Here is a 20,253-nt window from a genome sequence, read left to right on the forward strand (position 1 = left end):
TCTCCCCTTGCGGGAGAGGGTCAGGGTGGGGGGGAACCACTGATGATCCCCGCCATCATGTTCCAGGGCACCGGCTCGGATGTGGGGAAGTCGCTGATCGTGGCCGGGCTCGCCCGCGCCTTCACGGCGCGGGGTCTCAAGGTGCGGCCGTTCAAGCCGCAGAACATGTCGAACAACGCGGCGGTGACAGCGGATGGCGGCGAGATCGGGCGCGCGCAGGCCTTGCAGGCCCGCGCGGCGCGGGTGCCGCTGTCGGTGCATATGAACCCGGTGCTCCTGAAGCCGCAGAGCGATGTGGGGTCGCAGGTGATCGTGCAGGGCCGCATCCACGGCAATGCGCGGGCTCGGGACTATCACGCGCTCAAGCCGAGATTGATGCAGGCGGTGTTGGATTCCTTCCACCGGCTGGAGGCGGAATCCGATCTGGTCCTGGTGGAAGGGGCGGGCTCCCCTGCCGAGATCAACCTGCGGGCCGGCGACATCGCCAATATGGGCTTTGCCGAGGCGGCCGATCTGCCGGTGGTGCTGGTGGGCGATATCGACCGGGGCGGCGTCATTGCCTCCATCATCGGCACGCTGGCCTTGTTGCCGGCGAATGAAGCCGCGCGCATCAAGGGCTTCCTCATCAACAAGTTCCGCGGCGACCCGGTGCTGTTTGCCGAGGGCCTGAAATTGATCGCGGAAAAGAGCGGCAAGCCGTCCCTGGGCCTCGTGCCCTGGTTCGCGGGTGCCGAGCGCTTGCCGCCGGAAGACGGCGTCGCCCTCGACAATTTCCGGGCGGCGCATGGCCGGGCGATCAGGATCGCGGTGCTGCACTTGCCGCGCATCTCAAATTTCGACGATCTCGACCCCTTGCGCGCGGAACCCGATGTGACCATCGAGTTGCTGCGGCCGGGCCAGGCGCTGCCGGGTGACGTCGACCTCGTCCTGCTGCCGGGCTCGAAGGCGACCATCGCCGATCTTCGCGTGCTCTACGAGGCCGGCTGGGACATCGACATCCGCGCGCATCTCCGGCGCGGCGGCAAGGTGCTGGGCCTGTGCGGCGGCTACCAGATGCTGGGGAAACGCATCGAGGACCCCACCGGCATCGAGGGGCCGAAGGGCGGCATCGATGGCCTCGGCCTGCTCGACATCGTCACCACGCTCACGCCCGCGAAGACCCTGGTCGAGGTGAGCGGCGAGGCGCCGTCATTCGCCGCCGCGATCAGGGGCTACGAGATGCATGTCGGGCAGAGCGAGGGCGCCGATACCGCGCGGCCCCTGCTGAAACTCGGCAACCGTTTCGACGGCGCCATCTCGGCCGATGGTCGCGTGCTGGGCTGCTATGTCCACGGCCTTTTCGCCGCCGATCCGTTTCGGCACGCGTTTCTGAATGCCCTGAAGGCGCGGGGGGAGAGCGGCGTCGCCTATGAGGCCGGTGTCGAGCAGGCCCTCGACGACCTCGCCGCGCATCTCGAGCAATACGCCGATCTCGACCGGATTCTGGAAATGGCCCGCGCGCGCTGAATGGCGCGCGCGGGCCAGTCGCGTTACGCCATGTCCAGCACCATGCGGCCGACGATCTTGCCGCGGCGCATGGCGTTGAAGACGCTGTTGACCTGGCCTATCCGCACCTTCTGGATCTTGGCCTTCACCGCGCCGCGCAGGGCGAAATCGACCGCCTCGTTGAGGTCGAGCCGCGTCCCCACATTGGAACCAGTCACCGTCAACTCCCAATTGGTGATGGCCGAGATCGAGGTGCGGATCTGGTCGGCCTTGCCGCCGGGCAGGCCGATATAGGCGACCGTGCCGGCGGGGCGCAGCATGCCGATCGCCTGCTCGAAGGCCTGGGTGGCGACGGCGGTGACGACGGCACCATGGGTGCCGCTCAGCTTGGCCTGGATCTCGGCCACCGGATCGGCCTTCTTCGCATTGACGGTGAATTCGGCGCCGAGCTTCTTCGCCAGTTTCAGCTTCTCGTCATCGACATCGACCGCCGCCACGCGCATGCCCATGGCGACGGCATATTGCACGGCAATGTGCCCGAGGCCGCCGATGCCGACCACCGCCATCCACTGGCCGGGTCGCACCTTGGTGCGCTTCAGGCCGCGATAAGTGGTGACACCGGCGCAGAGGATCGGCGCGATCTGGTAGAGATCGGCCTTCTTCGGCAGGCGGGCAACGAAGGCAGCATCGGCCACCATGTATTCGGCATAGCCGCCGGGCTTGCTGTAGCCGGTCGCCTCGGCCGCCTTGCAGATCGTCTCCATGCCGGCCTGGCAGAACTCGCAATGGCCGCAGGCGCTGTACATCCAGGGAACGCCCACGGCGTCGCCGAGGCGGAAGCCCTTGACGCCGGCGCCCACCGCCGCCACATGGCCGGCCACTTCGTGGCCCGGAATGAGGGGCAGGTTGGGCCCCGGATTCCAGTCGCCATCGACCGCATGCACGTCGGAATGGCAGATGCCGCAGGCGGCCACCTTGATCAGGATTTCGCCGGCCTTGGGCTGCGGAATAGGCAGCGTCTCGATCTTCAGCGGGGTCCCGGTTTTCCGCACGATGGCGGCCTTCATCTTGCCTTCCATTTTTCAAGCCTCGTCTGCTGGAGCACGTCGATTTGACAGGCCGCATGCCTTTTGACAGGTATGGGCCGAGGATTGCCGGAGTATAGACCCTGAACATCGCCCGACCCCATATCTCCAAAGCGATAGCGACCGATTCTGCGAAGGACCGGGCGCGGCAGATTCCGCTCACGCGCTCGACGCAGATCCTCGAGCAGTGGAACCGGGGTCTGGCCGATCTGCTGGCGGTGCTGGGCGAGGAGGCATTCGGGCCGGTTCTGCTGCGCTCGGTCCGGCGGCTCATCGATTTCGATTTCATCATGGCCTTTGCCTATCAGGGCGACGCCCGGCCGCTGGCGCTCGGCGATACGCTGCCCGAGGCGAGCCGCGAAGTGGTGATTCGTGCCTATTGCGCGGCACCCTATGTGCTCGATCCCTTCTACCAGCGCGTGGCGGCGGGCGTGCAGCAGGGCTGCTACCGCCTGCGGGACATAGCACCCGACCGGTTCCGGCAATCGGAGTATTTCCGCAGCCATTACCGCCTTACCGGCATCCGCGAGGAAGTGGGCTTCTATTTCCCGATCGACATTTCCCGGAAAGCGGGATCACTTACGGGGGCGCCGATGACAGGTGTCCTCTCCTTCGCGCGCTGGGAGAGCGCCCCGGCCCTCGGCCGCGGCGATATGGACCTGCTGCTGGCCCTCGCCCCGGCAGTAGGCGGACTCTGCGCGCGCCATTATGGCGCCGTGCTGCAGGCCGATCAGGCAGAGGTCCAGCGCGGCCGCGATGCGGCGCAGGTAAAGGCCGCCTATCAGGAATTCGGCGCCGGGCATCTCTCGGAGCGGGAGCGCCAGATCGTCTCGCTCATTCTCCAGGGCCATTCCACCGGCTCGGTGGCGCATCTCCTGGACATCAGCCCCGGCACGGTGAAGGTGCACCGCAAAAACATCTATCGGAAATTGAATCTCTCCACCCAGGCGGAGCTGTTCGCCGCCTTCCTCAGTTTCGTGGGCTGATTTCTGCATCCGCCCCCTATCACCCCGGGGATATCGCCAAGCGGCAAATCCTTGCGCCATGATTGCAGCCTCTGATCCTGCGGCCGCGGGACGCGACTTCGCGCCCCGATCGGGTGGCCGCCAAAACCCGAGGGAGGTTTGGGAGATGTCGAAATCCTGGTACAGCGATCTACCGAAATACTACCAGCGCCAGATTGCGGCGATGGGCCTCGATGACGCCGGCATGAGCCGCCGCCGCATGCTCAAGGCGGCCGGTGCCGCGGCGGGTGTCGCCGCAGTTAGTGGGCTTTCCTTCGGCAAGCCGGCGCGGGCCGCCACCTCGATGAGCTATATGTGCTGGGAGGGCTACAACGACCCCCGCATCATCGATCCCTTCAACCAGGTCAACGACACCGATATCGCCTTTGACCTCATCGTCGACTCGCCGGGCGGCTTCGCCAAGCTGCAGGCCGGCGCCTCGCGCGAGGTCGATCTGGTTTCATCCGACATGCCCTGGATCACCCGCATGGGCCCGGCCGGCATCGCCATGGAACTCAACCCCGACGACTATGCCGACGTCTATGCCAGCTTCTACGACCAGTTCAAGCCGCCTTTCGAGCCCCTGCTGCATGACGGCAAGACCATCGGCGTCGCCACGCGCTGGGGCTGGGTCGGTCCCTGCGTCAACACCGACATGACCGATCCTGACGAGTGGAAGTCCTATGACCCGGTCTTCGACGCCAAGAACAAGGACAAGGTCTGCGTCATGGATTGGGGCGACTGGCCGATCCTGCCCATGGCGCTGCATGCCGGCATCGATCCCTATCAGGAGCTGGATGCCGCGCAGCTCGAGGAAATACGCAAAGTGCTGCGCGCCATGTTCAAGAACACCCGTACCCTGGTGGCCGATCTGACCCAGGCGCAGAAAGGCCTGCTGGACGGTTCGCTGGTGGGTTGCATCGGCGCCGGTTCCTATCTTACCTCGGCGGTCCGCAAGCAGGGCCACAAGAACATCGTCGGCCTGGTGCCCGATCCGAAGAACGGCCTCAAGCAGGGCATCATCTGGGTCGAGGCCACCGCGATCCTCAAGGAGACCGACCAGCCCGAACTGGCGCAGAAGCTCCTGAAGCATGTGGTCTCGAAGGAATCCGGCCACATCCTCTCGCTGCTGGACACCACCTGCAACGTGGTGACCAACAAGGCGGTGGAGGAACTCTATACCCAGGAGGAGAAGGACATCCTCCAGGTCGATTACATGTGGCATGCCTGGGATAATTCCCAGATGCACCGCATCGCCCCCAATATCGACGAGATGCTGGCGATCTGGCAGGAAGAACTGGCCAACGCCGGCTAAGCGGTCGCTATACATCGCCTCCGCGACCCCGGCAGAACACGCTTGTCCGGCTGGGGTCCGGGGGTGAATATCTTTTGAGAATTTTTTATCTAGCTGTCATGGCCCGCGAAGGCGGGCCATCCACGAGTTCATTCGATACTGAAGAAAGTAACTTTTGGATTCCCCGCCTGAAGCGGGGGATGACACGGTAAAGCGACATCGGAAAATCTGACGCATGACCGGCCAGGCCGCCACCATCCTCGACATCCGCGACATCCGGAAGAATTTCGGCGCCTATCAGGCCCTGAAGGGGGTTTCGCTATCCGTGGCGCAGGGCGAGTTCATTGCGCTGGTAGGGCCTTCCGGCTGCGGCAAGACCACGCTGCTGAAGCAGATCGCCGGCTTCGAGACACCGGATTCCGGCAGCCTGTCGATCGACGGCCAGGACATGCTGGGCGTCCCGGCGGCGGCCAGGCCGACCTCGATGGTGTTCCAGAAACTCGCCCTCTTTCCGCACATGACGGTCGCCGACAATATCGGCTTTCCGCTGAAGCTGCGGAAGGTGGCGGCGGACGTCATCGCCCGGCGCGTGCGTGACATGATCGAGCTGATGCAGTTGAAGCCGGAATTTCTGGCGCGCTATCCCCGCCAGCTCTCGGGCGGCGAGCAGCAGCGCGTGGCCCTGGCCCGCTCGATGATCTCTGAACCGAAACTGCTCCTGCTCGACGAGCCGCTCTCGGCCCTCGACGTGAAGCTCAAAAAGGTGCTGCAGGCGGAACTGAAGCGCCTCCACCGCAGCGTCGGCGTCACCTTCGTCCATGTGACCCACGACCTCGAGGAGGCGATGATGCTGGCGGACCGCATCTGCGTCATGCGCGCCGGCGAGATCCTGCAGGTGGGCCAGCCCAACGACATCTATTACCGTCCGGCCGATGCCTTCGTCGCCGGCTTCATCGGTGACACCAACCTGCTGCCGGTCACCGTGACAGGCGTTGACGGCGCCGGTGCCGCCATCTCGGCGCCCGGACTGTTCGATCGGGCACGCCTGCCGGTCCCGCTGGTGGCGCCCAGCCTCGCCGCAGGTCCCGCGCATCTGATGGTGCGGCCGGAATTGCTGGCGCCGCTCGCCGCCGGGCAGCGCGCCGAATTCGAGCTCGAGGCCCGGGTCAGCGAGATCTTCTCCAAGGGCGGCACGGTGCAATATCGTTCGATCCTTGCCGATGGCAGCCCGCTCATCTTCGAACTGGCTGGTTCGTCGACGCAGCCCGCCCAGATCGGCGACGTGATCCGCCTCGGTTTCGCCAACCGCGATATCTATCTGTTCCCGGGCGGGCAATCCCGATGAGCGCCGTGATCGACCGGTCCTGGCGCGATCCGGAATTGCTGGCGAAGGCCCTGCCGGCCGTGCTGCTGCAGACCACCTGCTTCCTGGCGCCGCTGCTGATGACCATTGCGCTCACTTTCCAGCGCACGCGCGACTTCCAGCTCAACTGGACCTGGTCGCTCTATACCTGGACCGATGTCTTCACCAAGCCGCATTACTGGACCATCCTGGGGCACACGCTGTTCATGGCGATCCTCTGCGTGGCGCTGTGCCTGGCCATCGCCTTTCCCGTGGCCTATGCCCTGGCGACCAGGCTGCGTTCCTTCCAGAACCATGTGAAGGTGCTGATCACCTTCGCATTCCTGACCGATGCGACGCTGAAGACCTTCGGTTGGGTCCTCTTCCTCGACAAGAACGGCGCCGCCAACTACCTGGCGCAGGGGCTGGGCTTCGAGGGTGAGCTGGTCAATATCCTGTTCACTGATTGGGCGACCATGCTGGGCATGGTCTACAACCTGCTGGCCTTCGCCATCTTCACCATCTACCTCTCGATCGACGAGATCGACCGCTCGCTCATACTCGCGGCCTATGATGCCGGCGCCTCGAAATTCCGCGCCTTCTGGGAGGTGACCCTGCCGCTGGCGCGGCCCGGCATCTGGGCGGGCGCCGTGCTGATCTTCCTCCTGGCAGTGGGTGTGTTCCTCGAGCCCAAGGTGCTGGGTGGCGGCAAGTCGCCGATGTCGGCCGAGCTGATCCGCCAGACCTTCGAGACGCGGGTGAACTGGCCGCTGGGGGCGGCGCTGACTATGGTGCTGATGACGGTCGCGGTCTTCGTCGTGCTGCTGTTCAACCGGGTCTACAGCCTGAAGCGTCACATGGGGCCGGCTTGATGGCGTATCCTTCGGTCAAACCCTGGCTCAATGCCGCCGCCGAGGCGCGGCTTGCCAATCTGATCCTCTATGGGTCGGTGGCGCTGGTGCTGGTCTTCTTCTATGTCCCGATCTTCACCCTGATCGCCTTCTCGTTCCAGGAAGGGCGCTTCCTGACGCTGCCCTTCGAGGGTTTCTCGCTGCGCTGGTATGGCGAATTGTTCCGCAACAGCAATGCCGCCAATGCGCTGTGGAACTCGACCCTGATCGCGCTCTTTGCCATGGTCTTTGCGACGCTGATCGGCACACTCGCCGCCATCGTCGCCGTGCGCTATCGCTTCCGCTTGCGCATTCCCTTCACCGGCCTTGCCGCGGCGCCGCTGGCCTTCCCGCAATTGCTGCTGGGCATCGTGCTGCTGCTGTGGTTCTCGGTGCTGGGGCGGCAGTTCAACTTCAATACCGGCCTTGTCACCGCCATCATCGGCCATGTCGTCTATATCGCCCCCTTCGCCATGGTGATCGTGGCGGTGCAGGTGTTCAATTTCGACGCCACGCTGGAGGATGCCGCCCGGGATTGCGGCGCTTCCACCTGGGAGGTCTATCGCTACGTCACCCTGCCGCTGCTCTGGCCCGGCATCTTTTCGGCGGCGATCTTCTCCTTCCTGCTGTCCTGGGGCAATTTCTACCTGACCTACAGCCTCGCCGGCTCGACCCGGACACTGCCCACCTTCGTCTTCTCGGGCATCGCCACCGGTTCCTCGCCGCTTTATCCTGCCATCGCCACCGTGGTCTTCATTCCCGGCATCCTGCTGGTCATCCTGGCCGACCGGATGCGGCGCAAGGCAGCGTAGAACACCCCAATGCTTTTCAAGCGCGCCGCGCTGGAAGGCATCAAGGCAGGCAGGATCACGCTCGCCTTCCGGCGCTGGCGGAAGCCGGGCGCCAAAGCGGGCGGCGAGATCATGACGGCGCTAGGGCGCGTGCAGGTCACCGCCATCGAGGAGACCACGCTGGCGGCATTGACGCCCCGTGACGCGGCGCGCGCCGGTTTTGACAGCCTCGCCGCATTGAAATCCGAACTCGGCGAACGCGAGGGAACGCTCTACCGAATCGGGCTGGCCTATGCCGGCGCCGATCCGCGCGTGGCCCTGCGCATGGACAATGACCTGGATGGGGCGACACTGGCCGCCATCCTGGCAAAGCTCGCGCGCCTCTCCTGGGCGCTGGACCACCTGGAGCGGATCGCGCGCCGACCGGGCATTCGCGCCGCCGAACTTGCTGCGGCAGCCGGGCTCGGCACGCAACCCTTCAAGCTGCGCATCCGCCGCCTCAAATCCCTCGGCCTCACCGAAAGCCTGGAGGTCGGCTACCGGCTGTCGCCACGGGGCAAATTGGTGCTGGAGGCCCTGAAAAATCAGGGTTGATCGTCACGTCTGGCGAATCCCCTTGTCGGGTGCTAAGCCTGCCGCCATGGATCATGCTGCGACAATCGATACGCCAAGCCAGGATATCCCCGCCTGGGCCAAGGAGGCGCCGGACGCGACGCCGATGATGGCGCAATACCTGGCGGCGAAACGCCAGCATCCGGATGCGCTGCTGTTCTACCGCATGGGCGATTTCTACGAGATGTTCTTCGAGGATGCGGTGGCCGCCGCCGCCGCCCTCGACATCGCCCTCACCAAGCGCGGGCGTCATGCCGGCGAAGACATCCCGATGTGCGGCGTCCCGGTGCATGCCCATGACGCCTATATGTCGAAACTGGTGCGCCAGGGTTTCAAGGTCGCCGTCTGCGAGCAGATGGAGGACCCGGCGGAAGCGAAGAAGCGCGGCTCGAAGGCGGTGGTCAGGCGCGACGTCACCCGCATCGTCACCCCCGGCACGCTGACAGAGGATTCGCTGCTGGAAGCGAGGCGGCATAACTACCTTGCTGCCCTGGCGGAGGCGGGTGGCGCGCTGGGCCTCGCCTGGGTCGACATCTCGACCGGAAGTTTCTGCGTACAGAAGGCGGCCGAGCGCGATCTGGCCGCGATCCTCGCCCGCCTCGATCCCACCGAGATCCTGCTGCCGGACCGGCTGCTGGCGCGGGAGGCGCTGGTCGAGCTCCTGGCCGACTACAGGAAGCGCCTCTCGCCGCTGCCTTCCGCGCGCTTCGACAGCGAGAATGCGGGCAAGCGCCTCACCCAATTCCTCGGCACCGCGACGCTCGACGCCTTCGGCAGCTTTTCCCGCGCCGAGGTGGCGGCAATGGGGGCCGTCCTCGATTACGTCGAACTGACCCAGCAGGGCCGCGTCCCGCGCCTCTCGACGCCATCCCAAGTGCTGGATGGCACGCTGATGGAGATTGATGCCGCGACAAGGCGCAATCTCGAGCTTTCGCGCAATCTGGCCGGCGAACGCGCCGATACCCTGCTGGTCACCCTCGACCGCAGCCTGACCGGCGGCGGCGGGAGGCTGCTGGGCGATTGGCTGGCGGCACCGCTGACCGATCGCGCCGCCATCAATGCGCGCCTCGATTTCGTGGCGCGCCTCGCGGAGGAGGACCGAGCCCGCGCCGATCTCCGCGACATGTTGCGCCGGGTGCCCGATCTCGAACGCGCGCTTTCGCGCCTCACCGCCGGGCGCGGCGGCCCGCGCGATCTTGCCGCCATTCGCGACGGCCTCGCTGCCACGGCAGATTTCAGCGCCCGTATCGGCCGTCTAGCCGCACCCTTGCCCGACCTGCTGCTGCGGGCCGTCGCCGATCTCGGTCAGCATGCCGAGCCGGTGGCGCGGCTTGCTCGCGCGCTCAAGGCGGAGCTGCCGCACCTTACCCGCGATGGCGGCTTCATCGCCCCCGGCTATCTTGCTGAACTCGACGAATTGCGCAGCCTGCGGGAGGATTCCCGCTCGCTCGTCCTGGCGCTGGAAACGCGCCTCAAGGACGAAACCGGCATCGCCACCCTGAAGATCCGCCACAACAACGTCATCGGCTATTACATCGAGGTGACGCCACAGCATGCCGAAAAGCTGAAGGGCGATGCGCGCTTCATCCACCGCCAGAGCATGGCCAATGCGATGCGCTTCTCGACCGGGGAACTGGCCGAACTCGAAGGTAAGATCGTCCATGCCGCGGACCGCGCCCTCGCCCTGGAACTGAAGCTGTTCGACGATCTGGTGGCCGAGACGGTGGCGCGGGCCGAACCCGTCGCCCGGGCCGCCGCCGCGCTTGCCCTCATCGATGTCGGCTGCGCGCTGGCCGAGCGGGCGCGGGAAGGCGATTGGGTGCGCCCCGAGATCACCGGGGATACCGATTTCGTCGTCGAAGGCGGGCGCCATCCGGTGGTCGAGGCCGCTCTCGCGCGCAGCCAGAGCGGACCCTTCGTCGCCAATGATTGCGATCTCTCCGACGATCGGCGCCTGTGGCTGGTGACCGGCCCCAACATGGCCGGCAAATCGACCTTCCTGCGGCAGAACGCGCTCATGGCGATCCTCGCGCAGATGGGCAGTTTCGTGCCGGCCAGGCGTGCCCGGATCGGCATCGTCGACCGCCTCTTCAGCCGGGTGGGGGCGGCCGACGATCTCGCCCGCGGCCGCTCGACCTTCATGGTCGAGATGGTGGAGACGGCGGCGATCCTCAACCGCGCCACGCCGCGTTCCCTCGTCATCCTGGACGAGATCGGGCGCGGCACGGCCACCTTCGACGGCCTCTCCATCGCCTGGGCCTGCCTCGAGCATCTCCATGAGGTGAACGGGTCGCGCGCACTCTTTGCGACGCATTACCATGAGCTCACCCATCTGTCGGCGCGCCTTCCCGCGCTGAAGCCGCATACCATGCGGGTGATGGAATGGCAGGGCGAGGTGAAGTTCCTGCACGAGATCGGGCCCGGTGCCGCCGACCGCTCCTATGGCATCCATGTGGCCAAGCTGGCGGGGCTCCCCCCCGCCGCCATCCATCGCGCCGAGGAAGTGCTGGCAACCCTCGAGAAAGGCGACCAAGCGGGGGCCCTGGGCCGCCTCGCCGACGACCTGCCGCTTTTTTCCGTGCAGGCGCCGCCGGCATCGGCCATCGCGGCAAGTGCCGTCGAGGACGCCCTCCGGGACCTCAACCCCGACGAGCTCACGCCGCGCGCGGCGTTGGAGCAGCTCTATCGGCTCAAGGGCCTGTTGAAGGCGTAGCTTGGCATTATTACCATTGAATTGATGTGAATATCCCTGGAGCTGGGTGCGAAGCCAGATTGCGCCTGTGCGTTCTGCGGGCTGGAAAAAAATATATATTTTACATCGTGTTACCTCAGATCGAGGCATGCAGGAGGCGATCGTCTTGTTAGAAATTTCAACAACGATGCGAGTTTAAATCATCCAATTACCGAGCCAGATTGCTTGAATTCATAAGGCCAGATGAATATCAATTGTGTGAATTCTGAAATGGAGTATCACACAATGTCTTTGCGAAATCTGGCGCGCCTTGGCCTGGCGGCGCTGTTCCTGACCGGCCTGGTGGCGGGTGGCGTCAAGGCCAATGCGGCCGATCCGGCGGCGCCCGGTTCCCAGGGGCCAGGCGAAATCCTCAACGTCACCTATGACGTGGGGCGCGAGCTCTTTGGCGAGCTCAACCCCGTCTTCCAGAAGGCATGGCAGGAGAAGACCAGCCAACCGATCACGGTCAACCAGTCCTTCGGCGGCACCTCGAAACAGGCGCGCTCGATCCTGGAAGGGCTGCAGGCCGATACCGTCACGTTCAACCAGGTGACCGATGTCCAGATCCTGCATGACAAGGGCGGCCTCATCGCTGCCGACTGGCAGTCGAAGTTCCCGAACAAATCCTCGCCCTTCTATTCGCTGCCTTCCTTCCTGGTGCGCGCCGGCAACCCGAAGAACATCAGGGATTGGGACGATCTCATCCGCGATGACGTGAAGGTGATCTTCCCCAACCCGAAGACCTCGGGCAATGCGCGCTACACCTATCTCGCCGCCACCGCCTATGCCTTGCGGAAGTTCGATGGCGACCAGGCGAAGGCGACCGAGTTCGTGCAGAAGATCTTCCTGAACGTGCCCGTCTTCGACGCCGGCGGCCGGGCCTCGACCACCACCTTCGTCGAGCGCGAGATCGGCGACGTCCTCATCACCTTCGAGGCCGAGGTGCAGGGCATCCGCAAGGAATTCGGCCTCGACAAGTATGACGCGGTGACGCCGAGCCTCAGCCTGCTGGCTGAATTCCCGGTGGCGGTGGTCGACCAGGTCGCCGACAAGCGCGGCAGCCGTGCGGTGGCGACGGCCTATCTCGATTTCCTCTACAGCAAGGCGGCGCAGGAGATCATCGCCGCCCATGCCTATCGCGTGAACGACGCCGCCATCCTTGCTACCCATGCCACGAACTTTCCGCCGGTCGAACTGGTGACGGTCGAGGACGTGTTCGGCGGCTGGGACAAGGTTGCGGCCGAGCATTTCGCCAGCGGCGGCCTCCTCGACCAGGCCTTCGTGAACCAGTAATGACGCCGGCATGACTGGCTTCGCACAGGCGTCGTCGGCCGTGCCGCCTGCGGTCTTTCCACCCGCGGGCGGCGGGCGGCGACGCTCCCCTTTCAGGCGCCGGGTGATTCCGGGCTTCGGCCTCACCATGGGCCTGACCCTGGCCTATCTCACCATCATCGTGCTGCTGCCGATCCTGGCGCTGATCCTGAAGGCGGCCGGCCTCACTTTGGCCGAATACTGGGCGATCGTTGCCTCGCCCCGCGCCGTCGCCACCTACCGGCTGACCCTGAGCTCGGCGCTCTATGCGACCGCGATCAATGCCGTGATCGGCCTGCTGCTGGCCTGGGTGCTGGTGAACTACGATTTTCCGGGCCGCCGCCTGCTCGACGGTTTCGTCGACCTGCCCTTTGCCCTGCCGACGGCGGTGGCCGGCATCAGCCTCACCGCACTTCTCGCGCCCAATGGCTGGATCGGCCAGCTGGCGGCACCCTTCGGCATCAAGATCGCCTATACGCAGCTGGGCATCGTCATCGCGATGATCTTCACCTCGATCCCCTTCGTCGTGCGCACGGTGCAGCCGGTGCTGGAGGACATGGATCCGGAGGCGGAAGAGGCCGCGATCATGCTGGGGGCGAGCGACTGGCAGGTTTTCGCCCGGGTGATCTTTCCCACCATCCTGCCGGCCTTCCTGGCGGGTTCGGCGCTCTCCTTCGCGCGCTGCCTCGGCGAGTTCGGCGCCATCATCTTCATCGCCGGCAACCTGCCGATGCAAACCGAGATCACGGCCTTGCTCGCCGTCATTCGGGTCGAGGAATTCGAGTACGAGGCGGCGGCGGCGCTGGCCTCGGTGATGCTGGCCGCCGCCTTCGTCATGCTGTTCGTCAGCAACGGCGTGCAGCTCTGGCATCTCCGCTATGTGCGGGGCAGCCGGTGAGTGCCGCCGTCCCCATGGCGGCGGCCGGCGCCACCCCCGGTGCCCATGGCGCCGCGCCCTATCGCCGCCGCGTGGCACAAGGCCCGCTCGCGCGCACGGTTCTGATCGGCCTTGCCGGCATCGTCGCGGTATTGTTCCTGCTGCTGCCGGTCATCGTGATCTTCGTCGAGGCGCTGTCGCTGGGCGTCGGCGCCTATGTCGAGGCGGTGATCGAGCCCAGCACACTGCATGCGGTCTGGCTGACCCTGCTGACGGCCCTGGTGGTGGTGCCGGTCAATGTCGTCTTCGGCATCGCCGCCGCCTGGTGCATCACGCGTTTCGAGTTCAAGGGCAAGAAGCTGCTCATCACGCTGATCGAGATTCCGTTCTCGGTCTCGCCCATCGTTGCCGGCATTTCCTATCTCTTCTTCTATGGCAGCCAAGGCCTGTTGGGCCCGGTCCTTGCCGCATACGACATCCGCATCATGTTCAGCGTGCCGGCAATCATGCTGGCCTCGATGTTCGTGACCTCGCCCTTCGTGGCGCGCGAGCTCATCGCCACCATGCAGGTCCAGGGCAACGAATACGAGGAGGCCGCCCTGTCGCTGGGCGCTAGCGGCTTCAAGACCTTCCTCAAGGTGACGCTGCCCAACATGAAATGGGGCCTGCTCTACGGGGCGCTGCTCTGCAATGCGCGGGTGATGGGCGAATTCGGCGCCGTCTCGGTGGTCTCGGGCAGCATCCGCGGCCAGACCAATACGCTGCCGCTGCAAATTGAACTGTTGTTCAACGACTATTCAGCGGTCGGGGCATTTGCGGCGGCGTCGCTGCTCACTTTGCTCGCCGTCTTCAGCCTGCTGGCCAAGGCCTGGCTGGAACGCCGGCGCTGAATGGGTGCCCGGGCTTGATTTCCGGGCGCCCGGCCCACGCCACGATTGACCGGCGGTCGATTGGCTGTAATCTGGCCCGACAAAAATTCGGGAGGATGCCATGAACGAACTGACCCGCCGCCAATTGATGAAATCGGGTGTCGCGCTGTCGACCCTCGCCACGCTGGGTACGCTGCTGCCGCAGGCGGCGCTGGCCCTGGACGAACTGACCGTGATCGCGCCGGCGGCACCCGGCGGCGGCTGGGACCAGACCGCGCGCTCGATCCAGGAAGTGCTGCAAACCAGCGGCATCGTCAAGGCCGTGCAGGTCGACAACGTGCCCGGCGCCGGCGGTACCGTCGGCCTCGCGCAATTCGCCAACAGCAAGGGCGATGCCAGCAAGCTGCTGGTCGGCGGCCTGGTCATGGTCGGCGCCATCCTCACCAACAAATCGCCGGTGACGCTGAAGGATGTGACGCCGCTTGCCCGCCTCACCGGGGAATACGAGGTGGTGGTGGTGCCGGCGGCTTCCGAACTCAATAGCATGGCGGATCTGGTCGCCAAGCTGAAGGCCGATCCCGGCTCCGTCTCCTGGGGCGGCGGTTCGGCCGGCGGCACCGACCACATCCTGTGCGGCCTCATCGCCAAGGCGGGTGGCGCCGATGTCACCAAGGTCAACTACATCGCCTTCTCGGGTGGCGGCGAGGCGCTGGCGGCGATCGTCGGCGGCCATGTCACGGCGGGCGTGTCCGGCATCGGCGAGTTCGAGGCGCAGATCAAGGCCGGCGAGTTGCGCGCCCTTGCCATCTCCTCGCCCGAGCGCCTGCCCGGTCTCGATGCGCCCACGCTCATGGAGCAGGGGCTCGATGTGGAACTCGCCAATTGGCGCGGCATCTTCGCCGCCGGCGAGCTTGCCGATGGCGACCGCCAGGCGTTGCTGGACGTCATCGACCAGATGGTGAAATCCGACGGCTGGAAGAACATCCTGTCCACCCGCGGCTGGATGGACGTCTATCTGGCCGGCGACGATTTCGCCAGCTACCTCACCGCCGAGGACGAGCGGATCACGGCCATTCTCAAGGAAATCGGCCTGGTTTCGTGAGCATCGTCAAACGGCCGCGCTGGCAGGACCTCGCCGTCGGCCTGGTCCTGCTGGCGATCGGTGCCGGGCTGGTGGTCGGCACCTTCGGTGTCAGTACGCTGCCCGGCCAGGACAGCATGGGACCGCGACTCTTCCCCGTGCTGATCGGCGGCGGCCTGGTCGTTCTCGGCCTCATGCATCTTCTCGCCGCGCGGACGGGGGGGGGCGGCAACCGGCCCACCATCGTCGACGGTGTCGAATCCGACCTGCCGCCCGGCCATCTGCCGACCCTGCTCTGGGTGGTGGGCGGTGTCGCCCTTGCCGCGATACTTTTCCGCCCGCTCGGCTTCATCCCGGCGGCCATCGCCGTCTATGTGCTGACGGCGCGCGGCTTTGCCGGCGCCTTCAGCTGGCGGCATGTGGCGGCGGGCATCGGGCTCGCCGTCATCGTCTATGTCGGCTTCACCGCGGGCCTTGGCCTGCGCCTGCCGGCCGGAAGCCTTTTGACGGATTTGCTCTGACCCCATGGACACGCTTGCCGCCCTTCTCAACGGCTTCGCGATCGCTTTCACCCCGGCCAACCTTCTGTGGTCGCTGCTGGGGGTCACGCTTGGCACCGCGATCGGCGTGCTGCCGGGGATCGGCCCGGCGCTGACCATCGCACTGCTCCTGCCGGTCACCTTCCATCTAGACCCGACGGCCGCCTTCATCATCTTCGGCGGCCTCTATTACGGCGCCATGTATGGCAGCTCGACCACCTCGATCCTCCTGAACACGCCAGGCGAGACCGGCTCCATCGTCACCGCCATCGATGGCCACATGATGGCGAAGAAGGGCCGCGCCGCGGCAGCACTCGCCACCGCCGCGATCGGCTCCTTCGTCGCCGGCACCATCGCCACCGTGGGCCTCTCCTTCGTCTCGCCGCTGATGGTCAAGATCGCGCTGCTGTTCGGACCGGCGGAATATTTCAGCCTGATGATCCTCGCCTTCGTCACCGTCTCGGCGCTGTTGGGCGATTCCACCCTGCGCGGCATGTCGTCACTGTTCATCGGCCTTGCCATCGGCCTCATCGGCATCGACACGCAGACCGGCCAGGCGCGCTTCACCTTCGGCCTGCTGCCGCTGCTCGACGGCATCGACGTGGTGGTGGTGGCGGTCGGCCTCTTCGCGCTCGGCGAGGCCTTTCACGTCGCCTATCGCCTCGCGCGCGCACCGGACGAATTGTCCCGGGTGACGGGATCGCTGTGGATGTCGAAGAGCGACTGGTCGCGTTCCTGGAAACCCTGGCTGCGCGGCACGGCGATCGGCTTTCCGCTGGGCTCGCTGCCGGCCGGCGGCACCGAGATTCCGACCTTCCTCTCCTATCTCACCGAGAAGCGGCTCTCGAAGAAGCCGGAGGAATTCGGCCAGGGTGCCATCGAGGCGGTGGCGGGGCCGGAAGCCGCCAACAATGCCGCAGTGGCGGGTGTCCTCGTGCCGCTGCTGTCCTTCGGCCTGCCCACCTCGGCCACTGCCGCCATCCTGCTGGCCGCTTTCCAGCAATACGGCCTGCAGCCGGGGCCGATGCTGTTCTCGGCCAATTCCACCCTGGTCTGGGCGCTGATCGCCAGCCTCTATCTCGGCAATTTCATGCTGCTGGTGCTCAACCTGCCGCTGGTGGGATTGTGGGCGAAACTGCTGCTGATCCCCAGGCCCTATCTCTATGGCGGCATCCTGATGTTCTCGATGCTGGGCGTCTTCTCGCTCAACAATGCGGTCTTCGATCTTTGGCTGCTGCTGGGCATCGGCGTGGTCGGCTTTCTGATGCGGCAGATGGATTACCCGGTGGCGCCGCTGGTGGTGGGCCTGATCCTGGGGCCACTGGCGGAAGGCCAGTTCCGCCGCGCCTATGCGATCGCGCAAGGCGATGTCAGCGTGTTCTTCACCCAGCCGATCTCGCTGGCCCTTCTTCTCGTCGCCGCCCTTTGCGTCCTGGGGCCGGTCATTCTGCGGCGGATGCGGCGCTGAGCGGCTATTCCATCGGCGGGGCCGGGGGCAGCATCTGGAAGGAACGGCGATTGACCCCGTCATCGAGATCGACGGCGATGGCGTAGCGCTGCCAATCCGCGCGATAGGCGGCCATATCGGGCAGGCGGATGGTGATGCGGCTCTGGGTTTCGCGCCAGGTGCGGCTGTCATCCGAGCCGAACAGCGGAAAACCGATACCGATACCGGTGGAAACGCCGCCCCCCGACCCGCCGACGACGCTGGCGCCGATGCGCGGCCGCATCGAATTGTCCTCATGGGCGGTATAGCGTTCGGTTTCGATGCTGGCGGCCTCGGTGACGGCGCCATCCGGGGCGATCAGGCGGGCGCTCCTTGCCGGCAGCGGATCGGTCACCGTGACCGTGATGATATCGCCGGCGATGGTGGCGCGGGTGGTGTCGAAGGTGGGGACGCCGTCGCCAGCACCCTGAACCGGCAGGGCCGGGGCCGGCTCGGCCTGAACGACGCCAGATTGCGCGCCACCAGCCTGTGCGCCGCCAGCCGGTGCGCCGTCAGCCTGTGCGTCACCAGCCTGCGCATCCGCCTCCGCCGCCACGCGCTGCACCGGCGGCAGATCGGGGCCGAGCCAGGAACAGGCGGCGAGGGCTAGCAAAAGAAGCGGCATGAACGGACGCATGCGGCCAATACTGCGCCCGCCGCCACCCCGCTGGATAGGGGGCTGACGCGAATGTGATCCGGAGGCGTTAATCGACGATGGCGCTATTCGGCGATGCCCTGGGCCTTCAGCGCCTGACGCATCTCGTCGTGGAAATAGCGCACACCCAGCTCGTGCCGCGGGCTCATCGGGCCCTTCTCGAAGATTCCGGCCTCGAAATTGCTGTGGGCATCCTCGCAGATGCCGAAATCCTCGCGCACGATCTGGCAATTGGTTTCGATCGTTCGGCGTTGGCCGGCATCGAGCGCCGGGTCGAGGCTCTGGAAATAGAAGCTGTAATGCAGCGTGGTCAGCTTGGGGCCGTGCGCCACGATGCGGGACGCATTCATGCCGTCGGGATAGACCGAAAGGGTCATGTTGGGCCACAGCCACAGCCACAGCCCGCCATAGATCGAGCCTTCCTTCTGGGGCGCCTTCATGATGACGACGTTGCGCTGATAGGTGGTTTCGAAGGCATTGAAGTCGATCGCCTGGATGAGGCCGGGATGGATGCCGGGGATGTGGTAGCCCTCGACGAAATTGTCGGTATAGATCTTCCAGTTGGCCTTGACCGTGAAATCGGCCGCATCCTTCCTGCGGAAGCTTTCGATCGGATATTTCTCGACCAGGGCCGGCACGTCGCCGAGGAAATCGAGGAGCGGCGCCGCCTTGCCGTCGAGATTGACGAAGATGAAGCCGCGCCAGGTATCGAGGCGCACCGGCTTCAGCCCGTGCTCCTCCTTCCTGAACCAATTCGCCTCGCCGAAATAGGGCGCCACTTTCAGCTTGCCGTCATGGTCGAAGGCCCAGCCGTGATAGCGGCAGCGCAGCACGTCGCAATGGCCGGCGCCTTCGGCGAAAAGCGGCGCCGCGCGGTGCGGGCACATGTTGTGGAAGGCCTTCAGCTTGCCGTCGCGGTCGCGCAGCACGAAGACCTTGAAGCCGGCGAACTCCACCGCCGTGTAGTCGCCTGGATTGGGCACGTCCTGCTCCGAGGCGACGAACTGCCAGGTGGCGGCGAAGACGCCCCAGCGCTCGGCCTCATAGATCTTGGGGTCGTGATACCAGCTGGCGGGCAGCGAATAGAGCGGGGTGGTCTTGCCGTCGACCATGCCGCCGCCCGCCGGAACCGCGTGCGCGGTGCGGGTCTGAACGCCAGCCTTTTCGATACCGGAATCGGGTGCCATGTCGGTGCCTCGAGAAAAATGTCGACTTGATGATACGCAAGCGCAGCGCCAGCGTCTCTCGACAAATGAGTTCGCATCTGGGAATATTTTTATCCGAAAAACGTCAAAATTTTTGACATATAGAATTATGTGGTCAAATCTCGCCAATCTCACCTCACTCCGCACCTACTATGCGGTGGCCCGCGGCGGCGGCATCGGCCGGGCCGCGTCCCAGCTCAACGTGACGGCCGGGGCGATCCGCTACCAGATCCGGCAATTGGAACAGGAACTGGGCACGCAGCTCATCCTGCGCGGTCGGCGGGAACTGGCCCTGACCGCAGCCGGGGGCGAGCTCTATCAAAAACTGGGTCGCGCCTTCGACGAGATCCATCTGGCCTGCCGTAACGCCCAGGGCGCCGAACTCACCGGCGAGTTGCGCCTCGCCGCGGCGCCGGCCTTCGCGGCGCTGCGCCTGATGCCGATCCTGGAACTTTTCCTGCAGCGCTATCCCTCGATCACGGTGCGCCAGTTCCCGATCGAACTGGCGGATGATTCGATGGACGTCGTCATCTCCTTCGGCGAGCGCGCCATCACCGGCCGGCGCCAGGCGATCCTGCGCAACGAAAGCTATTTTCCGCTGTGCAGCCCGACCCTGCTCTACCGCGCGCCGGTCGACACTTTGGACGACCTTGCCCAGCATGTGCTGCTGCATGGCGATGCCCATGAGGACTGGCCGCGCCTGCTCCAGGCCGGCGGTCGTACCGAACTGGCCCCGCGCCAGCAGGTGTTCCTGCCCAACTCCCACCTTGCCCTGGAGGCGGCCAAGGCGGGCTGCGGCATCGCCGTCGGCAGCACCATCCTTTGTGCCGACGACCTCCGCCGCGGCAGCCTGACCAAGGTGCTGGACCTCGAGATCCCGGCACCGCATCCCTATTTCGTCATCCGGCCGCGGGACGAGAACCGCCAGCTGGCCGATGCCTTTGCCGATCTGCTGGTCGAACAGCTGGAACGGGCATGAATCTTGCCGGGCCG

The 20,253-nt window shown here is 65.6% G+C and carries 18 protein-coding genes; 15 read left to right on the plus strand and 3 right to left on the minus strand.

The window, feature by feature from the left end; all coding sequences use genetic code 11:
- The first annotated feature begins 42 nt into the window (after positions 1–42).
- Complete coding sequence (locus tag A8950_RS00515; protein ID WP_133611526.1) at positions 43–1,506, plus strand: cobyric acid synthase; 1,464 nt, start codon at positions 43–45, stop codon at positions 1,504–1,506.
- Positions 1,507–1,529: 23 nt separating this feature from the next.
- On the opposite strand, the gene A8950_RS00520 is transcribed toward A8950_RS00515, so the two are convergent.
- Complete coding sequence (locus A8950_RS00520; protein WP_456073071.1) at positions 1,530–2,552, minus strand: zinc-dependent alcohol dehydrogenase; 1,023 nt, start codon at positions 2,550–2,552, stop codon at positions 1,530–1,532.
- Between the two features lie 236 nt (positions 2,553–2,788).
- Here A8950_RS00520 and A8950_RS00525 point away from each other — a divergent pair, with 236 nt between their 5' ends.
- The 13 genes from A8950_RS00525 to A8950_RS00585 all read left to right on the plus strand — a co-directional run bounded on the left by A8950_RS00525 (position 2,789) and on the right by A8950_RS00585 (position 17,382).
- Positions 2,789–3,556, plus strand: a complete 768-nt coding sequence (locus A8950_RS00525) for a helix-turn-helix transcriptional regulator (RefSeq protein ID WP_133611528.1) — start codon at positions 2,789–2,791, stop codon at positions 3,554–3,556.
- Positions 3,557–3,701: 145 nt separating this feature from the next.
- Positions 3,702–4,889 (plus strand): ABC transporter substrate-binding protein, encoded by a 1,188-nt coding sequence (locus A8950_RS00530; RefSeq protein ID WP_166644919.1) that lies wholly within the window; start codon positions 3,702–3,704, stop codon positions 4,887–4,889.
- 214 nt (positions 4,890–5,103) lie between these two features.
- The gene (locus tag A8950_RS00535; protein WP_133611530.1) at positions 5,104–6,213 is read left to right on the plus strand and encodes an ABC transporter ATP-binding protein; all 1,110 of its coding nucleotides are present in this window, start codon (positions 5,104–5,106) and stop codon (positions 6,211–6,213) included.
- Complete coding sequence (locus tag A8950_RS00540; RefSeq protein ID WP_133611531.1) at positions 6,210–7,082, plus strand: ABC transporter permease; 873 nt, start codon at positions 6,210–6,212, stop codon at positions 7,080–7,082. The genes A8950_RS00535 and A8950_RS00540 overlap by 4 nt, the downstream gene beginning before the upstream one ends.
- Positions 7,082–7,912 (plus strand): ABC transporter permease, encoded by an 831-nt coding sequence (locus A8950_RS00545; RefSeq protein ID WP_133611532.1) that lies wholly within the window; start codon positions 7,082–7,084, stop codon positions 7,910–7,912. Before A8950_RS00540 ends, A8950_RS00545 begins: the two co-directional genes overlap by 1 nt.
- Before the next feature lie 9 nt (positions 7,913–7,921).
- Entirely contained in the window at positions 7,922–8,485 is a 564-nt protein-coding gene (locus tag A8950_RS00550) for an ASCH domain-containing protein (RefSeq protein WP_133611533.1), read from the plus strand.
- Positions 8,486–8,531: 46 nt separating this feature from the next.
- Entirely contained in the window at positions 8,532–11,216 is a 2,685-nt protein-coding gene (mutS, locus tag A8950_RS00555) for a DNA mismatch repair protein MutS (RefSeq protein ID WP_133611616.1), read from the plus strand.
- 264 nt (positions 11,217–11,480) lie between these two features.
- Positions 11,481–12,530 (plus strand): thiosulfate ABC transporter substrate-binding protein CysP, encoded by a 1,050-nt coding sequence (gene cysP, locus A8950_RS00560; protein ID WP_133611534.1) that lies wholly within the window; start codon positions 11,481–11,483, stop codon positions 12,528–12,530.
- A 10-nt stretch (positions 12,531–12,540) separates the two neighbouring features.
- Entirely contained in the window at positions 12,541–13,446 is a 906-nt protein-coding gene (cysT, locus tag A8950_RS00565; protein WP_133611535.1) for a sulfate ABC transporter permease subunit CysT, read from the plus strand.
- Positions 13,443–14,315: a sulfate ABC transporter permease subunit CysW gene (cysW, locus tag A8950_RS00570; RefSeq protein ID WP_243735480.1), complete on the plus strand. Its 873-nt coding sequence runs from the start codon at positions 13,443–13,445 to the stop codon at positions 14,313–14,315. Before cysT ends, cysW begins: the two co-directional genes overlap by 4 nt.
- A 100-nt stretch (positions 14,316–14,415) precedes the next feature.
- The gene (locus tag A8950_RS00575) at positions 14,416–15,396 is read left to right on the plus strand and encodes a Bug family tripartite tricarboxylate transporter substrate binding protein (RefSeq protein ID WP_243735481.1); all 981 of its coding nucleotides are present in this window, start codon (positions 14,416–14,418) and stop codon (positions 15,394–15,396) included.
- Positions 15,393–15,896: a tripartite tricarboxylate transporter TctB family protein gene (locus tag A8950_RS00580; RefSeq protein ID WP_166644920.1), complete on the plus strand. Its 504-nt coding sequence runs from the start codon at positions 15,393–15,395 to the stop codon at positions 15,894–15,896. The genes A8950_RS00575 and A8950_RS00580 overlap by 4 nt, the downstream gene beginning before the upstream one ends.
- 4 nt (positions 15,897–15,900) lie before the next feature.
- A complete protein-coding gene (locus A8950_RS00585) occupies positions 15,901–17,382 on the plus strand; it encodes a tripartite tricarboxylate transporter permease (protein ID WP_133611537.1) in 1,482 nt (493 codons plus the stop codon).
- 4 nt (positions 17,383–17,386) lie between these two features.
- Here the strand turns inward: A8950_RS00585 and A8950_RS00590 are convergent, their stop codons facing one another.
- Entirely contained in the window at positions 17,387–18,025 is a 639-nt protein-coding gene (locus A8950_RS00590) for a hypothetical protein (RefSeq protein WP_133611538.1), read from the minus strand.
- Positions 18,026–18,120: 95 nt separating this feature from the next.
- Positions 18,121–19,242: an aromatic ring-hydroxylating oxygenase subunit alpha gene (locus A8950_RS00595; protein ID WP_133611539.1), complete on the minus strand. Its 1,122-nt coding sequence runs from the start codon at positions 19,240–19,242 to the stop codon at positions 18,121–18,123.
- 127 nt (positions 19,243–19,369) lie between these two features.
- On the opposite strand from A8950_RS00595, the gene A8950_RS00600 reads away from it, so the two are divergent.
- The gene (locus A8950_RS00600; protein WP_166644921.1) at positions 19,370–20,239 is read left to right on the plus strand and encodes a LysR substrate-binding domain-containing protein; all 870 of its coding nucleotides are present in this window, start codon (positions 19,370–19,372) and stop codon (positions 20,237–20,239) included.
- Positions 20,240–20,253 lie beyond the last annotated feature (14 nt).

Origin of the sequence: Dongia mobilis, assembly GCF_004363235.1 — a bacterium.
Taxonomy (GTDB): Bacteria; Pseudomonadota; Alphaproteobacteria; order Dongiales; family Dongiaceae; genus Dongia; species Dongia mobilis.

What these genes read in the sequence shown, in the direction of transcription:
- A8950_RS00545 (WP_133611532.1), top strand. Translation starts at nt 7,082, where the DNA reads ATGGCGTATCCTTCGGTCAAACCCTGGCTCAATGCCGCCGCCGAGGCG.
- cysT (WP_133611535.1), top strand. Translation starts at nt 12,541, where the DNA reads ATGACTGGCTTCGCACAGGCGTCGTCGGCCGTGCCGCCTGCGGTCTTT.
- A8950_RS00520 (WP_456073071.1), bottom strand. Translation starts at nt 2,552, where the DNA reads ATGAAGGCCGCCATCGTGCGGAAAACCGGGACCCCGCTGAAGATCGAG.
- A8950_RS00575 (WP_243735481.1), top strand. Translation starts at nt 14,416, where the DNA reads ATGAACGAACTGACCCGCCGCCAATTGATGAAATCGGGTGTCGCGCTG.
- A8950_RS00535 (WP_133611530.1), top strand. Translation starts at nt 5,104, where the DNA reads ATGACCGGCCAGGCCGCCACCATCCTCGACATCCGCGACATCCGGAAG.
- A8950_RS00595 (WP_133611539.1), bottom strand. Translation starts at nt 19,242, where the DNA reads ATGGCACCCGATTCCGGTATCGAAAAGGCTGGCGTTCAGACCCGCACC.
- A8950_RS00590 (WP_133611538.1), bottom strand. Translation starts at nt 18,025, where the DNA reads ATGCCGCTTCTTTTGCTAGCCCTCGCCGCCTGTTCCTGGCTCGGCCCC.
- mutS (WP_133611616.1), top strand. Translation starts at nt 8,532, where the DNA reads ATGGATCATGCTGCGACAATCGATACGCCAAGCCAGGATATCCCCGCC.
- A8950_RS00550 (WP_133611533.1), top strand. Translation starts at nt 7,922, where the DNA reads ATGCTTTTCAAGCGCGCCGCGCTGGAAGGCATCAAGGCAGGCAGGATC.
- A8950_RS00600 (WP_166644921.1), top strand. Translation starts at nt 19,370, where the DNA reads ATGTGGTCAAATCTCGCCAATCTCACCTCACTCCGCACCTACTATGCG.
- A8950_RS00540 (WP_133611531.1), top strand. Translation starts at nt 6,210, where the DNA reads ATGAGCGCCGTGATCGACCGGTCCTGGCGCGATCCGGAATTGCTGGCG.
- A8950_RS00585 (WP_133611537.1), top strand. Translation starts at nt 15,901, where the DNA reads ATGGACACGCTTGCCGCCCTTCTCAACGGCTTCGCGATCGCTTTCACC.
- cysP (WP_133611534.1), top strand. Translation starts at nt 11,481, where the DNA reads ATGTCTTTGCGAAATCTGGCGCGCCTTGGCCTGGCGGCGCTGTTCCTG.
- A8950_RS00530 (WP_166644919.1), top strand. Translation starts at nt 3,702, where the DNA reads ATGTCGAAATCCTGGTACAGCGATCTACCGAAATACTACCAGCGCCAG.
- A8950_RS00515 (WP_133611526.1), top strand. Translation starts at nt 43, where the DNA reads ATGATCCCCGCCATCATGTTCCAGGGCACCGGCTCGGATGTGGGGAAG.